This window comes from Aeribacillus sp. FSL K6-8210 (genome assembly GCF_037963925.1).
In the GTDB taxonomy this organism is placed as follows: domain Bacteria; phylum Bacillota; class Bacilli; order Bacillales; family Aeribacillaceae; genus Aeribacillus; species Aeribacillus composti.
Genome location: NZ_CP150172.1, coordinates 876,379 through 896,448, shown reverse-complemented (window position 1 = coordinate 896,448; position 20,070 = coordinate 876,379). Strand labels below are relative to the sequence as shown.

23 protein-coding genes are annotated in these 20,070 nt (G+C 37.4%); 7 read left to right on the top strand and 16 right to left on the bottom strand.

Translation table 11 applies throughout. The features are described 5' to 3' along the window. The first annotated feature begins 5 nt into the window (after nt 1-5). The 3 genes from NSQ41_RS04405 to mnhG are packed head-to-tail and all read left to right on the top strand — an operon-like array spanning nt 6 to nt 1,115. Nucleotides 6-482: a Na+/H+ antiporter subunit E gene (locus tag NSQ41_RS04405; protein ID WP_339211072.1), complete on the top strand. Its 477-nt coding sequence runs from the start codon at nt 6-8 to the stop codon at nt 480-482. Next, complete coding sequence (locus NSQ41_RS04400; RefSeq protein WP_066249245.1) at nt 482-769, top strand: Na(+)/H(+) antiporter subunit F1; 288 nt, start codon at nt 482-484, stop codon at nt 767-769. The genes NSQ41_RS04405 and NSQ41_RS04400 overlap by 1 nt, the downstream gene beginning before the upstream one ends. After that, nucleotides 750-1,115, top strand: a complete 366-nt coding sequence (mnhG, locus tag NSQ41_RS04395; RefSeq protein ID WP_339211071.1) for a monovalent cation/H(+) antiporter subunit G — start codon at nt 750-752, stop codon at nt 1,113-1,115. The genes NSQ41_RS04400 and mnhG overlap by 20 nt, the downstream gene beginning before the upstream one ends. A 42-nt stretch (nt 1,116-1,157) precedes the next feature. Here the strand turns inward: mnhG and NSQ41_RS04390 are convergent, their stop codons facing one another. The 5 genes from NSQ41_RS04390 to NSQ41_RS04370 all read right to left on the bottom strand — a co-directional run bounded on the left by NSQ41_RS04390 (nt 1,158) and on the right by NSQ41_RS04370 (nt 5,583). Next, nucleotides 1,158-1,796 (bottom strand): response regulator transcription factor, encoded by a 639-nt coding sequence (locus NSQ41_RS04390; protein ID WP_066249242.1) that lies wholly within the window; start codon nt 1,794-1,796, stop codon nt 1,158-1,160. 66 nt (nt 1,797-1,862) lie between these two features. Further along, nucleotides 1,863-4,190, bottom strand: coding sequence for a histidine kinase (locus NSQ41_RS04385; protein ID WP_339211070.1), 2,328 nt, complete (start codon nt 4,188-4,190; stop codon nt 1,863-1,865). An 18-nt stretch (nt 4,191-4,208) separates the two neighbouring features. After that, complete coding sequence (gene comX / locus NSQ41_RS04380; RefSeq protein WP_082829505.1) at nt 4,209-4,376, bottom strand: competence pheromone ComX; 168 nt, start codon at nt 4,374-4,376, stop codon at nt 4,209-4,211. Between the two features lie 16 nt (nt 4,377-4,392). Beyond that, on the bottom strand, nt 4,393-5,325 hold the full coding sequence (locus NSQ41_RS04375) for a polyprenyl synthetase family protein (protein ID WP_082830254.1): 933 nt from the start codon (nt 5,323-5,325) through the stop codon (nt 4,393-4,395). A 117-nt stretch (nt 5,326-5,442) separates the two neighbouring features. Continuing rightward, a complete protein-coding gene (locus NSQ41_RS04370; protein WP_063387066.1) occupies nt 5,443-5,583 on the bottom strand; it encodes a DegQ family regulator in 141 nt (46 codons plus the stop codon). Between the two features lie 340 nt (nt 5,584-5,923). On the opposite strand from NSQ41_RS04370, the gene NSQ41_RS04365 reads away from it, so the two are divergent. Next, nucleotides 5,924-6,163, top strand: coding sequence for a helix-turn-helix transcriptional regulator (locus NSQ41_RS04365; protein ID WP_232515690.1), 240 nt, complete (start codon nt 5,924-5,926; stop codon nt 6,161-6,163). Nucleotides 6,164-6,212: 49 nt separating this feature from the next. On the opposite strand, the gene NSQ41_RS04360 is transcribed toward NSQ41_RS04365, so the two are convergent. The 3 genes from NSQ41_RS04360 to NSQ41_RS04350 form a co-directional block, all read right to left on the bottom strand. After that, nucleotides 6,213-6,461: a YueH family protein gene (locus tag NSQ41_RS04360; RefSeq protein ID WP_327873263.1), complete on the bottom strand. Its 249-nt coding sequence runs from the start codon at nt 6,459-6,461 to the stop codon at nt 6,213-6,215. A 79-nt stretch (nt 6,462-6,540) separates the two neighbouring features. Next, nucleotides 6,541-6,759, bottom strand: a complete 219-nt coding sequence (locus NSQ41_RS04355; RefSeq protein ID WP_063387068.1) for a spore germination protein — start codon at nt 6,757-6,759, stop codon at nt 6,541-6,543. Between the two features lie 63 nt (nt 6,760-6,822). Beyond that, nucleotides 6,823-7,353, bottom strand: coding sequence for an HD domain-containing protein (locus tag NSQ41_RS04350; RefSeq protein WP_339199005.1), 531 nt, complete (start codon nt 7,351-7,353; stop codon nt 6,823-6,825). 278 nt (nt 7,354-7,631) lie between these two features. Here NSQ41_RS04350 and ald point away from each other — a divergent pair, with 278 nt between their 5' ends. Beyond that, nucleotides 7,632-8,774, top strand: a complete 1,143-nt coding sequence (gene ald / locus NSQ41_RS04345; protein WP_339211068.1) for an alanine dehydrogenase — start codon at nt 7,632-7,634, stop codon at nt 8,772-8,774. Nucleotides 8,775-9,199: 425 nt separating this feature from the next. Here the strand turns inward: ald and NSQ41_RS04340 are convergent, their stop codons facing one another. The 4 genes from NSQ41_RS04340 to NSQ41_RS04325 all read right to left on the bottom strand — a co-directional run bounded on the left by NSQ41_RS04340 (nt 9,200) and on the right by NSQ41_RS04325 (nt 13,994). Next, entirely contained in the window at nt 9,200-10,693 is a 1,494-nt protein-coding gene (locus NSQ41_RS04340) for a leucyl aminopeptidase (RefSeq protein ID WP_339194504.1), read from the bottom strand. A 90-nt stretch (nt 10,694-10,783) separates the two neighbouring features. Beyond that, nucleotides 10,784-11,401: a 3D domain-containing protein gene (locus NSQ41_RS04335; protein WP_063387072.1), complete on the bottom strand. Its 618-nt coding sequence runs from the start codon at nt 11,399-11,401 to the stop codon at nt 10,784-10,786. A gap of 221 nt (nt 11,402-11,622) precedes the next feature. Beyond that, entirely contained in the window at nt 11,623-11,940 is a 318-nt protein-coding gene (locus NSQ41_RS04330; protein ID WP_063387105.1) for a YuiB family protein, read from the bottom strand. Nucleotides 11,941-12,770: 830 nt separating this feature from the next. Next, entirely contained in the window at nt 12,771-13,994 is a 1,224-nt protein-coding gene (locus NSQ41_RS04325) for an NAD(P)/FAD-dependent oxidoreductase (protein ID WP_186439306.1), read from the bottom strand. A gap of 284 nt (nt 13,995-14,278) precedes the next feature. On the opposite strand from NSQ41_RS04325, the gene NSQ41_RS04320 reads away from it, so the two are divergent. Further along, nucleotides 14,279-15,271, top strand: coding sequence for an NAD(P)/FAD-dependent oxidoreductase (locus tag NSQ41_RS04320; RefSeq protein ID WP_063387074.1), 993 nt, complete (start codon nt 14,279-14,281; stop codon nt 15,269-15,271). Between the two features lie 986 nt (nt 15,272-16,257). Here NSQ41_RS04320 and NSQ41_RS04315 read toward each other — a convergent pair. From NSQ41_RS04315 to NSQ41_RS04300, 4 genes are all read right to left on the bottom strand, one after another. After that, nucleotides 16,258-16,392: a hypothetical protein gene (locus NSQ41_RS04315; protein ID WP_311066991.1), complete on the bottom strand. Its 135-nt coding sequence runs from the start codon at nt 16,390-16,392 to the stop codon at nt 16,258-16,260. Nucleotides 16,393-16,678: 286 nt separating this feature from the next. Beyond that, complete coding sequence (locus tag NSQ41_RS04310) at nt 16,679-17,041, bottom strand: iron-sulfur cluster assembly accessory protein (RefSeq protein ID WP_063387075.1); 363 nt, start codon at nt 17,039-17,041, stop codon at nt 16,679-16,681. A 63-nt stretch (nt 17,042-17,104) separates the two neighbouring features. Further along, on the bottom strand, nt 17,105-17,977 hold the full coding sequence (dapF, locus tag NSQ41_RS04305) for a diaminopimelate epimerase (protein ID WP_066249227.1): 873 nt from the start codon (nt 17,975-17,977) through the stop codon (nt 17,105-17,107). A 351-nt stretch (nt 17,978-18,328) separates the two neighbouring features. After that, entirely contained in the window at nt 18,329-18,565 is a 237-nt protein-coding gene (locus NSQ41_RS04300) for a YuzB family protein (protein WP_094245256.1), read from the bottom strand. Nucleotides 18,566-18,788: 223 nt separating this feature from the next. Between NSQ41_RS04300 and NSQ41_RS04295 the strand changes: the two genes are divergently transcribed. Further along, complete coding sequence (locus NSQ41_RS04295) at nt 18,789-19,859, top strand: NAD(P)/FAD-dependent oxidoreductase (RefSeq protein WP_339211066.1); 1,071 nt, start codon at nt 18,789-18,791, stop codon at nt 19,857-19,859. Nucleotides 19,860-20,070 lie beyond the last annotated feature (211 nt).

Below are 20,070 nucleotides of genomic sequence, written 5' to 3'. Positions count from 1 at the left end.
ATCACATGGCCTTTCAAATACTGTTAAATTTTATGATTGCCATTACATGGATGCTTTTGCAGGATGACTACTCATTCATCACATTTTTTATCGGATATCTTTTAGGTATTATCATTCTTTTCGCGCTGCGCCGTTTTTTTCCAAGACGATTTTATCTGTACAATATTGCCGCTGTCATAAAGCTCATATTCATCTTTTTGAATGAGCTTGTCCTTGCAAATATTGCTGTTTTAAAAATCGTTTTGTCGCCAAAATTGAAAATGGAGCCTGGAATTTTTGCCTTTGAAACAGAATTGGAAAAAGATTGGGAAATTACGATTCTATCCAATCTCATTACTTTAACACCAGGAACATTTGTTATTGATATTTCCGATGATAATAAAACGCTTTATATCCATTCTGTGGATATAGCGAATGTCGAACAAGCAAGAAAAGATATAAAAAGCAGTTTTGAGAAAGCTATTAAGGAGGTGAGCCGTTAATGTTTGAATTTATTATTTGGATTTCTTTGGCTCTTATCGCTGCTTCCTCTCTCTTATTGATGATTCGGCTCATCAAAGGCCCATCCGTTCCAGACCGCGCCATATCATTAGATGCGATCGGCATTAACTTAGTCGGGATCACAGCGATCATGTCGATTGTTTTAGATACAAGCGCTTTTTTGGACATTATTTTATTAATTGGAATTTTAGCTTTTATCGGCACGGTATCGATTGCTAAATTCTTGGAGAAAGGAGAAATTATCGAAAATGATCGAAACAATCAGTAAGTTTGTGATCGGATATCTCATTCTCCAAGGAGCCTTTTTCAGCCTAATTTCCGCCATTGGTGTGTTGAGGCTACCAGATGTATATACGAGAAACCATGCGGCTTCCAAAAGCGCGACATTAGGTGTGCTCTCTATTTTACTAGGGGTGTTCTTATATTTTTGGGTGCTTGAAAACCATATGAATGGAAGAGTTTTGCTGGGAATCCTGTTTATATTTTTAACATCGCCTGTAGCAGGACATTTAATCAGCCGCGCAGCTTACTATACAAAAGTGAAACTATGGGAAAACAGCAAAATTGATGAGTTAAAAGAAAAAAAGAAAGCAAAGGATAAGGTTCATTCATGAGCCTTATCTTTTTTAGCAATCAAATTGGACGGGACTCCTTATTTAAAGAATGCCTTCTGACTTCGCAATTAATACGGCTTCTGTCCGAGAGCTGACGTGCAGCTTATTAAAAATGGAAGTCAGACTATATTCAATCGATCTTTTGCTTAAATGCAGCTTATCTGCTATTTCTTGATTTGTTAACCCTCTTTCGACTTCCATTAAAATCATTTTTTCCCTATCTGTTAAAGGCTCATTTGCTTCTTTCATAGATGGCGACTTTAATGTCTGTCGTTCAATCAATTTTTTTACGTAATCAAATGATAGAATAATCTCACCAAGCAACGCATGGCGAATGTGAGATAATATTTTCTCTTTTGACTCCGTCTTGCTGATTACTCCATGAATGCCTAAGGAAATCGCTTCTTCCATATAATCATTGACATCATATCCAGTATAAAGAAGGACTTTGCATTGGTGTTCTTGGGATGTTATTTGCTTTGCCAGTTCAATCCCGTTGACGTCACCTAAATTCATATCCATAAGAACTGCATCATATTGCAAAAAATCGATTTTCTTCATAAGTTCAGCCGTATAAGGAGGCTCCAGACAATCCACTTCAACTTCAGAATCCGTTTCCAATATCGCTTTTGTCCCTTCTCTCACAGCAGGATGATCGTCAATCACTAAAATACGAATCATGTTTTCCACCTCTTTAGACAAAATCTACAGTAAAATGACTTGGCAAAAGCCAAGTCAAGAATGTGATTAAATTTCAATTAAGACCCGAAATCCATTTCCCGGAGAAGTCTCAATCTTCATTTCACCATCCAAAGCTTTTACCCTCTCTCTAATTCCGGACAATCCCATGCTTTCTGTTTTCGCATACAACAGTTCTTCATCGATGCCTACGCCATCATCTTCATAGTGCAATACAATTTTTTCTCTTATATTGACGAGCATAATTAATATTTGCTTCGCGTTCGAATGCTTGCGCGCATTTGATAAAAGCTCCTGAATGATCCGGTACAAATTAAGCTGCATGTTTATATCAAGCTGCTTGTTAAAATTCCCCGTATTAAAGCGGATTTGAAAATTACACTGTTCTTCGTATTGCGCTACTAGCTTTGATACCGCCTTGACGAGTCCCAAGTCATATAAAATTTGCGGACGCAGCTCTTGACACGTTTCCCTCGTCATATGAATGATATCAAGAATGTTTTGATTCATGCTCTGAATTTTTTCGATCGTAGCAGCAGGATATTGTCCAGATTCCTCCAGAACCAATTCGCATTGCCTTTTTAACGAAATCAAATCTTGCAGCACAGAATCATGCAAATCTTTCGCCAAATTGGAGCGCTGCTTTTCTTCAATTGCAAACAGCAGTTTTTTGAGCCATGCAGGATTGCTGTTTCCCTCTTCCGCTTTTTCAAGCCTTTCCATCAATTCTTCTATTTTCAAAAAGTTTTCTACAGTTACATTCGTATAAAAAGCAAGGGAATTCAGCCAAGAAATTTCATCACGAGTCAGTTTAGGCGTTTTAATGACAGAAAGGCAAATAATAACATATTTCCTTCTATTCGTTTCACCGACAGTTAACACAAACCCTTTATCAAATTCTACAATTTTCCCTATTTCTGTTACAGCATTTAAAATATCTTTTTCGTATGGGGCAATTTCTAAAAGACCGCCATCCCCATCATCATCAACCATTTCGATCCGTCCACCCTCATGAACAACAAGGCAGTATGCACGGCTGACCTTCAAAACCTCTAAAATGGTCGATTTTAACTCAGCCATCATCTGTTTTAAACTGCCTGCTTTCCGGATCCTTGACGTATACTTCAAAATGCTGTCCTGATAATTATATTTTTCCGAAAACCGCTTAAACCGGAAGCGGAAGTCAACAATTTCTTTAAAATAAAAAACAAATATCATTAATATATATATAATAATTGAAAGTTGAATAGGGTAAATTTTGGGATTATGTTCTTTTAGCAGTATGATAAAAGCCACTAAAAAGATAGTCGGCAAAATGGAAAGGAGAGCATAATATTTAACTCTGCCTAGAATAAACTCAATATCATATATCTTTGATGATAGAAACTGATACACAAGGGCGAAAGGTATTAACAGCATAAAGGAAGACAGGAACACTGGTGAGAACAAAGCATCTTTTAAAATGATAGACGGAATGACATATAATAGGACAAAAGGTGCAAAAGCAAGTACATTTGTAATAATTAAATTTCTAATCGTAAAAGATATCTCGGAAAGTTTAAGTTTTCTCATTCCTTTTATTTTCACTATAAACGATATTAACAATAAAAAGAGAAAGGTGATTAGATTCAACACTTTCGAATTATAATTAATATCTAAATCTATCGGTTGTTTATTTATGTATTCAATTAAAAAGTTTACAATTACAAGAAAATATCCAAAAATAATTACTTTTTTATTAAATAATTCTTGTCCATGTTCATAAAAATAGTGATACAAAAAATGCAGATATATAACTGGAGTCAAAGTAAAAAATAAAACAACCATATATTGGGAAAAAGTGTCTCCCCGGGCAGAACTGGTTGCAAATAAATAGGCAAGAGATACACATAATAGAAAAAATTTCAATAAATATGGGGATAAAATTTTTAATTTTTTACTTAATCTATAGACAAAAAAACTGCAATACATAGATAGAAGAAAAAGAATAATTGGTATTATCATCATGAAAAATGTTTGAAAATCTAATGATGTTTCCTCAACGTTTATTTTAAATATACTGCCATCTGCCCGTTTGATTGTTAAATTCTTTACTTCTTGATAAACAAAAAAACTGCTCTCTCTAAAAAACTTTTCAGTAGGCACTCCATTTAATTCTAATACTTGATCCCCAATTTTTAGTCCTGCTCGATCAGCCCAAGCTTTCGGGTCAATATTTCTAATATAATATTGACCCTTTGATTTTTTTTCAATGTTTGTTCCTAAATAAGGATACGAGAGGTTGATTTGAAAAATATAAACAATGAAAAACAGTGAGCTTATAAATACTGCAAGTTTATATCCAAAATCAACGATTTTTATCTTATTAAAAACCAAATATTTTCACCCTTTAAACTATTTCCAAAATCCAGCAGGCGGCAACAATTTTAAACCGTCTGTAAGTCCAGTAATAATGCCTAAAAGTTCATCAGAATCTTTAACTCCAATCAAACTAGCTTGTCCATTCACGACTTTCTCCAAAACATCAGGGTTTTCGATTAAGAAATTTACGATTTCTTGCATATTGATCTCTCCTTTTTTATTTTTTGATTAAATTTGTTAATAGTTCATCCAATTTTTCAGCAGGCAGCGGAAGTTTTTTTATATAAGTTTCAGCCTTCTTAAGCGCGATGTGTTTCATCACATTTAAATATTGGGTGACTCCCGCTTCCAACAGCTTTTCTTTAAAAGCTACAATGCTTCCAAAGTATTCGTCGAAGTCTTTTCCGCTGTGCACATATTGTAAAATATCCACGCTTGTTTGATTAAATTTCCTTTGCAAATAAAGTAATGCCAGTGACGGCTTCAAAAACTTCCTGTCCTGTTTATGCGGAGTAAACAATCCTTTATAATCATTCTCAATCTGGCCGGCAATCCCTACTTGGTGCCCGTATTCCTTAACTTCCTCGTATCTTTTCCCGCATGCAAACATGACACCCGCTTCAGCTGCAAGAGCTGTAAGGGAACCTGATTTCCATCTCATCATTTGCAAACATTCTTTTTCTGTCTTCACGGCATTTGCCAAATCAATATGCTGGCCTTTCATAGCCTGCAAAGCATATTCAAGAAACAAACCAAGGATCTCAGAACGATAAGGTGATGACAGCGAATGGATATGCGATAAACTTAACGTATAAAGAAAGGATGAGCTGTTAATCGCTTCCCCTCTATCAATATCCATCCACGGTTCTGTAAAGTTGTCCAGATCCTCCAAATCATCAAACATATCAAAAGCTAGGACGAGCAATTCAACAGCTGCCATAAGCTTGTACAATTCTTCCTCATCATTTTCGCTGTTGAATACGTTCGCATGCAAATAACAAAGCTCTGCAAAAGGAAATGTTTGTTTAGATTCGATAAAACGATGCAAAAGATTCCGCAAATAAAGCCAGTCTACAGACCTTTCGACCGCATCCTTCATAAACATTGCCACTTGAACTTTGTTTAATAATAACTCACTTTTTAATGCCATCCCCTCCTTTTGATCTGATTTATATTCAGCTTGAAATCTATGGATGTTTTACAATTATTATACTATAAATTATATATATTATCATAAAAAAGGCGACCAAATTTGGTCGTCACCTCATTATACAATTTTCGTATATTGATATTTATCGTATTTGTCAATGCTCTTATTGATATTATCAAGCGCCTTTTTCGTTTCGTCTAACTCCCTTTCAAGCATTAAGAAGATCTTGTTGATTTTTTCGATTTCTTGATGATTCAAAGTATCACACTCCCTTGAAAAGATCCTTTTTTCGATCTTTCATATTTATTTTATAGAATTTTCGATCATTTTTCACCGAAAAACTAATTTGAAGTTTTATGCGTGATACCGAAAAACACGCAATGTGATTGTATGTGTCTTTTTTGCGATGTATGGCAAACTTGTTATAAAGATTGCATGATCATGATTTTTATAACAGAAGGACTCCTTCTTTCCCCCATTTGTTAAATTCATATAAAAAAGAAGGAAAATTTTGATAAAAGAGGGTTGAATGAACGAAAGAACATTGATAGAATATTTTCTAAATCCCGAGAAGATATGACAAATAAGGGTGAACATAGTGGAAAAAAAAGAATATGTTATACATATTAAATTGGACAATTTATTGAAACAAAAAAGAATGACCAAACGAGAACTTGCCCGTCAAGCTGATATTCGCCATACGCTTGTATGGGAAATGTGCCACAACAAAACGAAGCGCCTTCCTCTAGATAAGCTTGCAAAAATTTGCTCCGTATTACAAGTCGACATACATGATGTCATAGAATTAGTAGAGAGAAAAGAAAGCAATCTAATGTAACCTCCGTCTGACAGCAGAGGTTACATGTTTCTCAAATCCTCTTGAAAATTTACATTTCTTGTATCCATTGAGTAATTTTCGAAGAAAGTGAAATGGCAATGTTCTCATTCGATCTTTTTGCAATAGAATTTTGTAAATGTTCTCTTGTTTTGTCATTGATTTCTTCATATTTAATGATCTTGGACCATTCAAGCTGCGGTACAGCAACTAATATATACTCCTCTTTTTTGTTTTCATAAATATAGACGTTTCTGATCTCTTCATCGTTATGTATTATATTTGCCTTTCGTACTTTCATTGTTTCACTCCTTTTTTCCCTCTATATAAAAAAATACCTGAGTTGAAAGAAAAATCAATCTCAGGTTTTGCAAAATATTTTACCTATTCCCTATTATCGGTTGATCAAAGAAACTTTTCGAATGTTCATTCGTTTTGCTGCGAACGTCAAATGTTTTTACATAGTCTCCAACATTTAAAGCTCCTGAACCAAGCGCAGATTTTAAACTCGCCTTAGGAGAAATAGAAAAGCTGTCACCCACTTTTATGATTCCTGAGTCGACTTCATTAATCTCAATTGGACCTACAAAAGAAGGCAAACGAAACCACCACTTCCATTGTTTGTTTATAGTATTGTATGATCAAACGCCTAAATTGTTCGCTTATACAATGGATTTTAACTGAGAATAGTACTTTTCAACTTTTTTATCTAGAGTCCTAATTTTCTTTAAAGCCAGCTTTTCGTCAATTTGACGGTAATGATGCATTCCGCCTGGTTCTTCATCCAATTCATCAGCAAGCCGAACTATGCGCTGAAGAGGATTTTGCTTTAAATTACCATCAGGCAAATACGAATCCGTATGAAGGAGAATAGCTAAAGCAATTTGCTTGGCTGCTTCAGGCTTTTCCCCAAGCCTTATCAGCAGTTTATGCGCTCTGTTCGCTCCTTTTATTGCATGAATATCATTTTTTTGATATTTTTCATAATCCCATTTACCGTCCGTGTACCATTCATAATGGCCAATATCATGCAATAGAGCCGCCTTTGTCGCAAGATCGGGATTTACATTGAATGCTATCGCAAGACGAAAAGCATGATCAGCCGTTTTAATCGCGTGAGCAATGCCAGATCGTTTTAAATATTTTTGTGTAATTGGATGAGTGAATATTTCCATTAAAGTGACCCTTTTCACAGCTCATCCCTCCTAAATATTTCTGTATAAGATACCATATGTTCGAAATTTTCGCAACGGAAGTGGATTTTATAAATTTATGCAAATATACTGGCGGTTTCGCTGAAAGCTGCAGACAAACATACACCGATTTGCATATGATATAAAAACAAAAAATTCAATGAATGATTGCCAGCAGGAAAAGAAACAATAAAATGGACAGGTACATGAAAATTCCGACTCATTGTTGGTACATATGGAATATTAAAACGAAATTATATTATACAGGAGGGATTGCAATGCTAATTGGTGTACCGCGGGAAATTAAAAATAACGAAAATCGTGTAGCCATTACACCAGCTGGAGTTGTTTCATTAGTCAAGGCAGGTCACCGTGTACTCGTAGAAGAAAGTGCAGGTCTTGGAAGCGGAATTCATGATGAAGAATATATTCAAGCAGGCGCCGAAATTCTTCATGATACAAGCAAGGTTTGGGAAGCAGATATGGTGTTGAAGGTCAAGGAGCCGCTTCAAGAAGAATATAAATATTTCCGTGATGGTCTTATTCTGTTTACTTACTTGCACCTTGCAGCTAATCCTGAACTGACAAAAGAGTTGAAGGAATCCGGTGTGATTGCGGTCGCTTACGAAACAGTTTCTAACGGTCATTCGTTACCCCTGTTAACACCGATGAGCGAAGTGGCCGGTCGTATGGCAACACTGGTTGGAACGCAATTTTTACAAAAACCGTACGGCGGAAAAGGTATTCTATTATCCGGTGTTCCAAGCGTTGAACGCGGCAAGGTCGTCATCATCGGCGGCGGGGTAGTCGGTACAAATGCTGCAAAAATGGCTATCGGTTTAGGAGCTCATGTAACGATCCTTGACGTAAGTCCTAAGCGTCTTCGGGAATTAGATGATCTTTTTGGCAACGACATTCAAACGCTCATGTCTAACTCCTATAATATTTTCGAAGCAGTAAAAGAAGCGGATTTAGTCATCGGTGCTGTCTTAATCCCCGGTGCAAAAGCGCCAAAGCTTGTGACTGAAGAAATGGTAAAATCGATGAAACCTGGATCAGTCATCGTTGATGTTGCCATTGACCAGGGCGGGATTTTTGAAACGAGTGATCATGTCACCACTCATGACAATCCGACATATGCAAAGCACGGAGTCCTTCATTACGCAGTTGCGAATATGCCGGGAGCAGTTCCGAGAACATCTACGTTCGCCCTTACTAATTCGACCATTCCATATGCATTGCAAATAGCCAACAAAGGGTTAGTAGAAGTAATCGCCAAAAACGAAGCGATCAAATTAGGTGTCAACGTTGCCAACAAAGAAATAACGTATGAGGCAGTCGCCCGCGATCTTGGGTACAATTATGTTCCTGTAGAAAAAGTTTTTGAAAAAGAGTTCGCAAATATGAATTCTGCCACATAATACACATATATTTTCGACTTACCTTACAAGAAGGAAAACAGTTCTCCGCGAATCTATTATCAAAAATGCAAAAAAAGCCTTCGCTCTCTTTTGAAAAGCAATAAAAAATGCGCACTTATAGACATGTTAAGTACTGGGCTAATCGTGCACAATACAGACCAAATCAGGATAAATGTGCAGCAATTTGTTAAGTCAGAATGTGCCGACACATTATCCTAATTTGGTGTTGCTTCCGACAACATACATGTCAGAAAGAAATCAATCCACGATTTTCAAGCATACTGAATGGGTCATCTTTTTTACAAAATAGATTCCGTCTCTCTCCTATATTGAATTGCGGCTCCTGCCGAAAAACTGAAACAGCAATAACATTTCTGACATAAAGCCAAATCTGCAATAGTTCAACCTAATGATGGATGACTCCATCATGATTTAATCGGCACGAATTTTTCCACAAAGGCCGCCAATGTTCGAGTCATCACACCAGTTGCTCCTTCAGGTCCTAGAGGGCCTTTCTTAGAAGTAGTGGATGTCCCGGCAATGTCTAAATGAACCCATGGCGTATCTTCAGCAAATTCTGCTAAAAAAGCACCGCCCATTATCGCATGTCCTTCCCGGCCAGGGGAATTATTCAAATCCGCCATTTTACTGTTTTTTACCCGCTCGCGGTCATCTTCAAAAATTGGCAATCTCCATATTCTTTCATTACATTCAACAGATGCTTTCCAAAGCTGATCATACAGTTTTTCATTGTTCGTCATCGCACCTGTTGTGTGCTTTCCGAGAGCAACAATAACTCCACCGGTTAAAGTGGCAACATCGATAATGTATTTCGCTCCATGCTGCTTTGCATAAGTGATTCCATCTGCAAGGGCTAAACGCCCTTCAGCATCTGTATTTAAAATTTCAATTGTTTTCCCGCTTAATGACACGATGACATCATCCGGTTTCATCGCTCCGCTGCCAATCATGTTGTCAGTAGCCGGAATAACGGCTACAACATTTTGTTTCGGTTTTATTTCACCGATAATTTCCATCGCTCCTAAAACGGCTGCTGCTCCTGCCATATCAGTCTTCATGTTTACTAACCCATCTCTAGGTTTTAACGAGTAGCCCCCAGTATCGTAAGTAATTCCCTTGCCGACTAAACCAATCGCATCGTCCCAAATCTTTTTTCCTTGGTATTTCAACACAATCATTTTAGGGGGTTCACTGGAGCCTTTATTTACCGCCAATATCCCCCCCATACCCATTTCCTCCATATCCTTTTTTTCAAGGATTTCGATCTCAAAAGAATATTTTTTGGCCAGTTCGATGGAATAATTCGCGAGTTCTGTCGCAGTTAATAAATTTGAAGGCATGTTCACAAGAGTTCTTGCCGAATTTGTTCCTCTTCCATAAACATAACCGGCAGTTAAGGCTGCGTTTATTTTCGCTTTATCTGCATCTGTCAAAACATGAACAGCTTCAATGCTTGATTCGCTGCTGTTTGATCGTTGTTTATAGTTTTTTATTTTGTATGTAGAAAGGGCAAACGCTTCCGCTAGTGCATGAGCTGCATCTATCTCTTCCACATCTCCTCCAATAAAGGTAGAAAGCTGTACGCTTACGATTTTCTTCTGATCTTGTTGAACAGCTTGAAACGCATGCCCAAAAGCTTCCATTGCCTTTTGGAACGTGAATTCTTTTTCTTTCCCAAGCCCGACAAAATAAATTCGTTTTACGTTTTCGGCATCAAATGTATATAGTTTTGCGACACTGTTTTTCGCAGAAGAAATTTCACCTGATTTTATAAGCTTGGTGAGTTGATTGTTCAATTTTTTATCCAGCTCCTGCAAAGCTTTTGATAAATTTCCGTTTTGCTTAAAAAGGCCAACAATTAAACTTTCCCCTTCTAAACCGTCTAGTACTTTAAACATTTTTCCACCTCCTTCAATTATTATACGAGGTCGAATAGAACTTTGCTTTATTTTCAAACCAAAAAATAAAGCCCATCCCTGTGGGATAAGCTACCGTTGTCTAAAAACTTCCATCGTTTTATTTTCGTTTAATTTTTTTAATTCCTCTTCTGTTAACGTTCCGTTTCCTTTTTTAACTAAATAAACATCCACTTTTTTCTTTCCCCACTGATTGTAAACATCTTCTACTGTTTCATAATACAAATCAAGCCGATTGCCTTTAATCGCAGCACCTTTATCTGCAACAACTCCGTAGCCATATCCGGGTACATAAAGTATCGTTCCGATCGGAAAAACGTTTAAATCTGCTGCTATAGTGGAAAAATGATCCCTTTTTACTTTAACACCTGAATAAGTAATTCCATATTCAGGGTGGCCAGGATGTTTTCCTGTCGACTCATATCCGGCTGTATATCCGGTAGCCACAACTGTTTTTTTTGGATACTTTGATAAATCAATGGATTTTTCCATCGTCTGTCCTTGATTTGCATGATTAATATTTTTTGCAACGGCTTGTTGAGAATTTTCTCTTTGATTATATTGTTTGATCACCCATTTTGTCAGTTCATCTGCTTTCACACCTGAAATGGTTTCAAAAGTTGTTAAAAACGCCCCAATAAACAACAGACTCATCATAATTCTTCTAGTCCACATTTTTATACTCTTCATTTTTTCTAATTTCACTCCTCTCACCGTCTATTTGTTTCCAAATCGTAAACAAAATATACGTTGGAGGAGCTTTTGAAAGGAGTGTATTTTTCAATACATTCCGACATGTATAAATTTTCCAATAAATTAAAAATAAAATGTAGGCACTCAAATAACATTGTTTTAACAAAAAAGCGTTTTTTTTTTACATAAAAAAAAGCCTTCCGATTATACGGAAAAGCTTAAAACATTTGATATCCTCTTGCTCGAAGCATTCGAATGACAATCCCTGATAGAATCGCACCTACCATCCCGCTTCCTAAAATGAGAATGTCTGCTACGGCAAGAGAGGCGATTTTTTCACCCAACAGAGAAAATGAGCGGCTAGGTGATTTGAAATAATCAAAAAAATTCACTTCATCAATTAAAAAAATACATACTAACGGATAAAGTATCGCCATTATCCATGACATTCTTAAAAGCATATTTAATAAAAAACCGATTCCAAAAAATAAAACTAAGAACAGCAGCATGGAAATCAACAGCACCGGTATGTTCATCATCGTGTCCTCACCCTCAGAAAACTGTCGTATTATTATTAAAAGTTTTTATGTGGTTTAAATAAGGAAAAAACTTGACCAGCCTTTGTTAATTTGCCAGATCTTCTTACATGTGCCAAATCTTTAAAGCAGCAAATCGATAAATTGTTACCTTAATTATTAACCTATTTATTCCAATATATCAAGTACAAGATTTAATTTAATCGGCATAAATCAGCAAAGCAAGTTTGACATGCACACAAAAAGGTTCTCAGTAGGCTCTCCAACCTTTGAGCAGTTCAAAATTTATACAAAAAAACTGGAAGTTTCCCCAAATGTTTTAAAGTGACAAAAATTACCTATAAGAAAGATTGTCCTAATGTACAGTGCTTTGTCTGTTTTTTACTCATGTGAGATGCTTTTGTGCTTGTACCATAAAAGGAGGGATTTGGCTTCAACATTTAAGAGAGAACTTTCATTCCTTCAAGCACAAAAAAGACGGTGTAAACAAACAAAAGAAGCACAAGAACTTGAGAATAAAACGAAGAACTTTGAAGGAAATATCGGGTATAGCTGTCCGACAGACCAAATACATCAGGCTACTATATAATTGCAGATCAGCATGGCGATTTTATGCTGAATCGAACCCTCTAATCGCAATCAGCATAGCGAGCTCTTTAATTTAATTTGTTTAAAAACTTATTACTACGAAAATTCAATAAATACAGAGCGGCTCCTTCTCCAAAACATTTTACTTTCCTGCTTTAAAAGAAATTACAAAAGCTGTTCATGTTTATAAAACATTATTTTAAAAGAGCAAAAGCCCTTAAGCCTTTGCTCTTTTCTTCAGCTTAAAAAAATTTGAATTTTCCTTTTTTCAACACGAGACCTGCTCCGCCAACCATATATAGCGCGCGGTTATCAATCATTTTCTTCATGAAGGATGCTTTTGTACCGACCATTTTTTTGCCTAACGCAATACCTACTGCATCATCTTCTCCTAGAGAAGCAACAGTTCCTTTAATATCTGGCTTAAATGGTTCGAGTTCTTTTTTACCGCGAATTAATGCAGCTAAATTTCTCGCACAAACTTCTCCCTGCTGCATTGCAATTTGCGCTGTCGGCGGATATGGACGATTGATTTCCTCATTAATAATTAATGAACAGTCTCCAATAATAAACACATCATCATGTCCTGGTGCGCGCAAGTCTTTCTCTACTTTTACGCGGCCCCGCATTGCCTCAAAACCAGATTCTTCAATTACACTGTTTCCGCGCACACCAGCCGCCCAAATAACAGTGCCTGCTTTTATTTCTTCCGTTTGATCGTCTTTCCCAACAATAATTCCTTGTTCAGTACATTCTTTTATCGCTGTGCCGATTCTAAACTCAACACCTTTGCGCTGCAGTTGATTGACTGCGTACTCCACAAGTTCAGGATCGAAACCTGGAAGTGCTGTCGGTGCTGCTTCCACACAAATAATACGGACTTTTTTAGGGTCAATATCATACTCTCGGCAAAGCTCAGGAACACGGTTGGCAAGTTCGCCTAAAAACTCAATTCCAGTGAATCCTGCACCTCCGACTACAATGGTTAGACGTGTATCATCTTTTTCTTCTTCTGTATTGTATGTAGCAAATTGATATTCAATATGCTCTCTAATTTGTCTAGCAGAATTAATGTTGGAAATTGTGAAAGCGTATTCTTTTAACCCTTGGATTCCAAACGTTTCCGGATGAGCCCCAAGAGCGACTACTAAGTAATCATAGTTAAGCTCGCCATTTTCAAGAATGACTTTTTTCTCATCTGTTTTAATTAATTTTACAGAATCTTGCACAAAGTTTACTTTGTTTGTATCAATTACATCTTTAATTGGATAGCGGCATCGGTCATGATGAAGGGTGCCTGCAGATGCTTCATGCAGCCATGTTGTTTCATAATGATAATCATGCTTATTGACAAGTGTAATATCAGCCTCGTTCACACTCACCATTTTTTGTAGACGTGTTACGGTCATTAATCCTCCATAACCGGCACCTAAAATAACAACTTTAGGATTTCTCACAAGACACACCAACCTTTTCCGTAATTTTTAAAGCGGTCAATTCTAGACTCACTTTTCACATAATTTGTGAAAATATTCACGTTATTGGACAAAAAATTATAAGGGCAAAATTGTCAATAAAATTTAACATCTTTTTACCTATAGTCATGATATCCGTTTGTGTCCAACTTTTCAAGTTTATTTTTAAGCTAAATGATCAACTTTATAAATCTTTAAATGACAGAATTTTTGTATTTTTACAATCTTTTTTTTATGATATGATTAATAAAGATTAACAAGAGGGGGAATCGTCTGTGAAAGAGGACAGCAAAGTCTACGATATAACGATTATTGGCGGGGGACCTGTCGGGATGTTCACAGCTTTTTACGGAGGAATGAGGCAGGCTTCCGTTAAAATTATTGAAAGCCTTCCACAATTAGGAGGGCAATTGACAGCGCTTTATCCTGAAAAATACATATATGATGTAGCGGGGTTTCCAAAAATTAGAGCTCAAGAATTAGTCAATAATTTAAAAGAACAAATTGCCTTATTCAATCCAACCGTCTGCCTTGAACAGGAAGTTCAGGAAGTTGAAAAACAAAGTGACGGGACATTTAAGTTAACGACAAATTCAGAAATACATTATTCAAAAACGATTATCATCACTGCCGGAAACGGCGCATTTCAACCACGTAAACTTCAGCTGGAAAATGCTGAGCAATTTGAAGGGAAAAACCTGCACTATTTTGTAGAAGATTTAAACTATTTTGCAGGCAAAAAGGTCGTCCTGTTTGGAGGCGGCGACTCAGCTGTTGACTGGGCGTTAATGCTTGAGCCTATTGCAGAAAAAGTAACGGTTGTCCATCGAAGAGATAAATTTCGCGCGCACGAGCATAGCGTAAATCAATTAAAAAATTCTAAAGCAAATATATTAACACCTTTTGTTCCTGTTGAGCTTATCGGCAAGGATCGAATTGAACAAGTCGTAGTCGAAGAAGCAAAAGGAGATCGGAAAGAGATTATTGATGTAGATGAAGTAATTGTCAATTTTGGCTTCGTTTCCTCTTTAGGCCCTATCAAAAACTGGGGGCTGGAAATTGAGAAAAATTCGATTGTTGTTAACTCAAAAATGGAAACAAATATTCCGGGAATTTATGCTGCCGGAGACATCTGTACTTATGAAGGAAAAATAAAATTAATTGCGACTGGGTTTGGCGAAGGTCCAACAGCTGTAAACAATGCCAAAGCCTATATTGACCCAAGCGCAAAAGTTCAGCCAATGCACAGCACAAGTATGTTTAATTGATGAAAAAGATGTGGGTGTCTAATAAGTCGTTTTTTCGGCTTTTTGACACCCTCTTTCATGTTTTAGAAACGTTGAAATACCAGGACTTATGATTTTTTGTTTTTCAATGGGGATCTGCCTTTCTGAACAGCCCCCTTACAGCGGGAATAATAAGCAAAAGTAAATTTTATTGGAATCGAGTAGGAGGGAGCGATTAACTCCCGTCCTCTCACACCACCGTACGTACGGTTCCGTATACGGCGGTTCAATTAAGATAATTGACGCAAGTCTTTATAACTTCCGTGAATAGCTGTTCTCTTTATGCCAGTGGTCACTCCACCCTCCAAGAGATCTCCCACGGGATTCACCGCTTCCTCCCTCAAGTGAGGTACTACGTTTTCTGTGTTCATCATGACTCACTGAATGCCAAGGGCTATTCTCTCTTAATTGTTCGGTCCTTCTTAGTTGTTCTAGACCAACTAATACTATGACCTCTGCTGACTTCTGACTGTTCAGCTATCTATCACTAGATAGGTTACCAAGGTTACTTGGCGTGCCAGCCAGACCTCCCCGGGTAAGAGTGTAATCTTTCCTTCCATCCATCTGCTTCATTTACTCTGTATCACCTTCGGCAGAAAGGGCTTTGTTTTGTCTTGCAAACTCACCCAGTGATACCTAGCCTCATATGAAGTTCGTGTTCCGAGAGACCCAAAGTTTGCCGCTCGCTTCCTTCAGATTCCGCGTCACCACGGACACCCTTGCGTTAAGCTAACTGCTACTTCTGCCTTCGCAGCTCGGGACTTTCACCCTATAGATTACACCCATGCCGGGCGCACAAGAATAAAGGCTGTCTCGTAAAAGGTCATTTTTTATGACCTTTTGAGACAGCCTTTTTGTCAAGTACTTTTCTAAAGAAACCAGACTGCATCAATCGGACAGACTATTTTTCCTTTGTTTACATCCTTCAGAAGTTTTATGAAGGACTTTTCTTATGCTCTCTTTCTGAATTAGTCTTCAAAAGTTTTATGACGGACATTCAGCACATACAATTGCTTTTGTTGGACTTCATTGCCTCTATGAAGGACATTTACAAACTTGATTCCTTTATTTTTGTCCTTTACAGTAGCTCCAAAATCCTTCATTTTAGAAACTCATCGGACAGCCCTATCTTTTTTCAACTTTCATCGGTAATTCATATCGTCTTTCGCACAGTCTTCCATGATGAAAATCTGTGATCTGTAAATATCCTCATTTAATTCTCTATCACTTTTAATAAGTTGCATTTAGCCGTTTTTCCCATAAAAATATCCTAATAAAGCAGACTTTTTCTTTTTGGATTCCACTTTATTAGGATATATTTTATTGTGAGTATAGAAAAAGTTAAGGAATAAAGCGATCATTATGCTTGGCTTCAGGAAAGAATCTTTTTTAGCACTCTTCCGGTGTTCCAGCGTGTGTTGCAGTTCTAAAGGAGGCGCCGCAGCCGCAAGACGCAATCGCATTAGGGTTGTCTATCGTGAATCCTCCACCAAGCATCGATTGTTTATAATCAATCTTTGTTCCCTTTAATATAGGGGCGCTGTCTTTATCCACTAAAATCCGAATGCCGAATTGTTCAAATTCGTGATCATCTTCTTGTTTTTCTTGTTCAAACCCGATGCCGTATGAAAGTCCAGTGCAGCCGCCGCCTTTCACACCAATACGCAAATAGGCGCCTTCTTCTTCATTTTCTCTCATCATATCTTTTATTTGAAAAGCTGCCGCTTCGGTAAGCATAACAATTTCAGACATGACCCATCCTCCTTTTCATTAATTTTTGAGTCACTTTTAGTATACCTTTTCAGAAAAAAACTCTCAAATTTCTGAACCGGATTCATAATAATAGGTCCCCGTGCAAACCGTTTCAGCAGGTCCTTTCATCAAAATGTTCCCCTCGTCAGTCCATTTAATAAATAAATCGCCGCCGGCAAGATGGACAACTGTTTCTTTGCCTCTTGTTGTTTGCTCGTTTAATACGGATGCGACCACTGCCGCACATGCTCCGGTGCCGCAAGCTTGTGTGACACCTGAACCTCTTTCCCATACTCGAAAATGAAGCTCATGGTCGTTGACGATTTCGACAAATTCTACATTTACCCCTTCTGGAAATCTTGCATCTTTTTCGACAATCGGTCCCAATGTTGTTAATGGAGCTTTCTCAATATCGTCTACAAAAAAGATGATGTGTGGATTTCCCATCGAAACCGCTGTGACTTCATATTTCGAGCCGTTAAATTCCATGATTTCACCAATAGCTGTTTCATCTCCGTTTCCGGCCATCGGTATTTCCTTTTTTAACAGCTTAGGGTGACCCATATCAATTGTGACGCTTGATACTCGTCCATTTTCCTCATGGACTTCGGCTTCAACCAAGCCAGAAAGTGTTTCGATCAAAAACTTTTTCTCTTTTACTATGTTATGCTCATAAACATATTTTGCGACACAGCGCAAACCGTTTCCACAGTTTTTTCCTTCTGAACCGTCACTGTTGAAAATTCTCATTTTCACATTCGCACGTTCAGATGGAAGAATTAATATTAGCCCATCTGAACCGATGCCGGTATGAACGTTCGCAACTTTTCGCGCAATATCTGGCAGGAGATGCTCCGGAAGCGTTTCTTCGAATCCATTTACATAAATATAACTGTTTCCTAATCCATGCATTTTTGTAAATTGAAAAGTTTCCATCTTTTCCTCCAAAACAACAAAAAATTTGTTTTTATAAGTATAAAACGTTCAAAATTTGTTGACAATAAAAATATCCCCCGTTTTCATATATAAATAAAAGCTCCTCGGGAAATATAAGAGGGGCTTTTATTTTTTATATCATCAGCCTGCCGCTTCAAACACCTTGCTCATACGTAAAAAAAAGACTCATCCGCAAAGGCAAGCGTCGTACTGAGAAACAATATTGAGATTCATACTTACATTTTATAATATGCTCTCATACCTCGAATGAAATATTTAGAGACAGGATCAAAATAAGGAGAATCAAAAGCTTGTCTCCCTTTTAATTTTATCATTCACTTTTATTTTCTATTAAAACATTGGATTTTCTTCTAAAAATTGATAAATATTTTTCACTAGCTCTTCTGCCGTTTCCCCTTCTACCGCTTCTCCGTTTACGAGGGCAAAAAGCGATTCGTAGCATTGGCCGCAATACCCTAGGCAGCTGTATTCAACTATATCTAAATTAGGATCTTTTTCTAATTGTTCTAATGCTTTTTGTGAACCGTTTGCTAAGTTGCTGACACAAAACTCTATAATTGGTTTCACGTGAATTGTCCTCCTTCTATACTCAGTAGCCTATCATAATGCTTTTTTTCTTCATTGTCAAAGCATTGAACTTCAAGGCTCATTTAACATTTTGCCATAACAATTGTGCTATTTTTCCTTAAGTATGTTGTGATTTATACATAAATTCGTTATACTTTTAGTGGCATTTGTTACGATTGTCACAGTTTTGGGGTAAACATTTGCAGGGAAAAGGGGAATCGCGATGAGAAAGTTACTGCTCCTCGGAGGCGGCTATGGCGGCATGAGAATTCTTCACAAGCTGCTTCCCAATAACTTGCCGGATGGTGTCGAAATAACATTAGTGGATAAAAACCCTTATCATTGTTTAAAAACGGAATACTATGCGCTGGCTGCGGGAACGATTTCAGATCAGCACGTGCGCGTGGCCTTTCCAGAACACCCGAAATTGAACGTTCATTACGGTGAAGTCACGGACATTGACCTTGAACAAAAGCTTGTACATTTAAAAGATCAATCTCCAATCACGTATGATGATCTTATCATCGGATTAGGATGTGAAGACAAATATCATAATGTTCCGGGTGCTGACAAATATACTTGCAGCATTCAAACAATCGATCAATCACGTGAAACGTATCAAAAGCTGAACAATTTAGGAGCAGGTGCAACAGTCTGCATAGTTGGAGCCGGATTGAGCGGCGTTGAATTGGCAAGCGAACTGCGTGAAAGCAGATCCGATTTAAAAATCAAGCTGTTTGACCGCGGAAAAGTGATCTTATCAAACTTCCCGGAACGATTAAGCAAATATGTCCAAACATGGTTTGAAGAGCACGGGGTTGAAGTAATCAACAGCGCCAATATTACAAAAGTTGAGCCAAATATGGTTTATAACCATGATGAACCGATTCCTTGTGATGTTGTCGTTTGGACCGCAGGAATTCAACCGAATTATGTCGTAAGGAAATTGAATGTTGAAAAAGACCGGCAAGGACGGGTTATTTTAACAAAATACCATCATCTTCCTCAAGATGAACATGTGTTTGTTGTTGGAGACTGTGCAAGCCTTCCTTACGCACCAAGTGCTCAACTTGCCGAAGCGCAGGCTGAACAAATTGTACAAGTATTGCTCAAAAAATGGAACAACGAACCTCTTCCAGAGGAACTGCCGCCGTTCAAATTAAAAGGCGTTCTCGGTTCTCTCGGAAAAAAATCAGGTTTTGGGATGGTAGGAGATCGCGCACTCACTGGACGTGTGCCACGTCTTTTAAAATCAGGAATTCTTTGGATTTATAAATATCATAGTGGAGCATGAGAAAACCGGGCGTTCATTTGTACGTCCGGCTTCTCTTTTTCCGGAACTCTTTCACTGGAAAATATAAATCAAGAGAAATACAGTTGTCTATTATTTTGCATGCAAAAAAACGAAGCAGCGTTTTTTTTTTTTTAGCGAATCTGTTCTTTTGGCTTGAAGAAATCGACAATGCACTTTTTCTTTCACAGTTCTGGATGACGAGTAAACTCTT

Coding starts and splice junctions, on each gene's coding strand:
- NSQ41_RS04405 (WP_339211072.1), top strand. CDS start 6: ATGGCCTTTCAAATACTGTTAAATTTTATGATTGCCATTACATGGATG.
- NSQ41_RS04400 (WP_066249245.1), top strand. CDS start 482: ATGTTTGAATTTATTATTTGGATTTCTTTGGCTCTTATCGCTGCTTCC.
- mnhG (WP_339211071.1), top strand. CDS start 750: ATGATCGAAACAATCAGTAAGTTTGTGATCGGATATCTCATTCTCCAA.
- NSQ41_RS04390 (WP_066249242.1), bottom strand. CDS start 1,796: ATGATTCGTATTTTAGTGATTGACGATCATCCTGCTGTGAGAGAAGGG.
- comX (WP_082829505.1), bottom strand. CDS start 4,376: ATGCAAGAAATCGTAAATTTCTTAATCGAAAACCCTGATGTTTTGGAG.
- NSQ41_RS04375 (WP_082830254.1), bottom strand. CDS start 5,325: ATGGCATTAAAAAGTGAGTTATTATTAAACAAAGTTCAAGTGGCAATG.
- NSQ41_RS04360 (WP_327873263.1), bottom strand. CDS start 6,461: ATGAAAGTACGAAAGGCAAATATAATACATAACGATGAAGAGATCAGA.
- ald (WP_339211068.1), top strand. CDS start 7,632: ATGCTAATTGGTGTACCGCGGGAAATTAAAAATAACGAAAATCGTGTA.
- NSQ41_RS04340 (WP_339194504.1), bottom strand. CDS start 10,693: ATGTTTAAAGTACTAGACGGTTTAGAAGGGGAAAGTTTAATTGTTGGC.
- NSQ41_RS04335 (WP_063387072.1), bottom strand. CDS start 11,401: ATGAAGAGTATAAAAATGTGGACTAGAAGAATTATGATGAGTCTGTTG.
- NSQ41_RS04330 (WP_063387105.1), bottom strand. CDS start 11,940: ATGAACATACCGGTGCTGTTGATTTCCATGCTGCTGTTCTTAGTTTTA.
- NSQ41_RS04315 (WP_311066991.1), bottom strand. CDS start 16,392: ATGAAGGATTTTGGAGCTACTGTAAAGGACAAAAATAAAGGAATCAAG.
- NSQ41_RS04310 (WP_063387075.1), bottom strand. CDS start 17,041: ATGTCTGAAATTGTTATGCTTACCGAAGCGGCAGCTTTTCAAATAAAA.
- dapF (WP_066249227.1), bottom strand. CDS start 17,977: ATGGAAACTTTTCAATTTACAAAAATGCATGGATTAGGAAACAGTTAT.
- NSQ41_RS04295 (WP_339211066.1), top strand. CDS start 18,789: ATGAGAAAGTTACTGCTCCTCGGAGGCGGCTATGGCGGCATGAGAATT.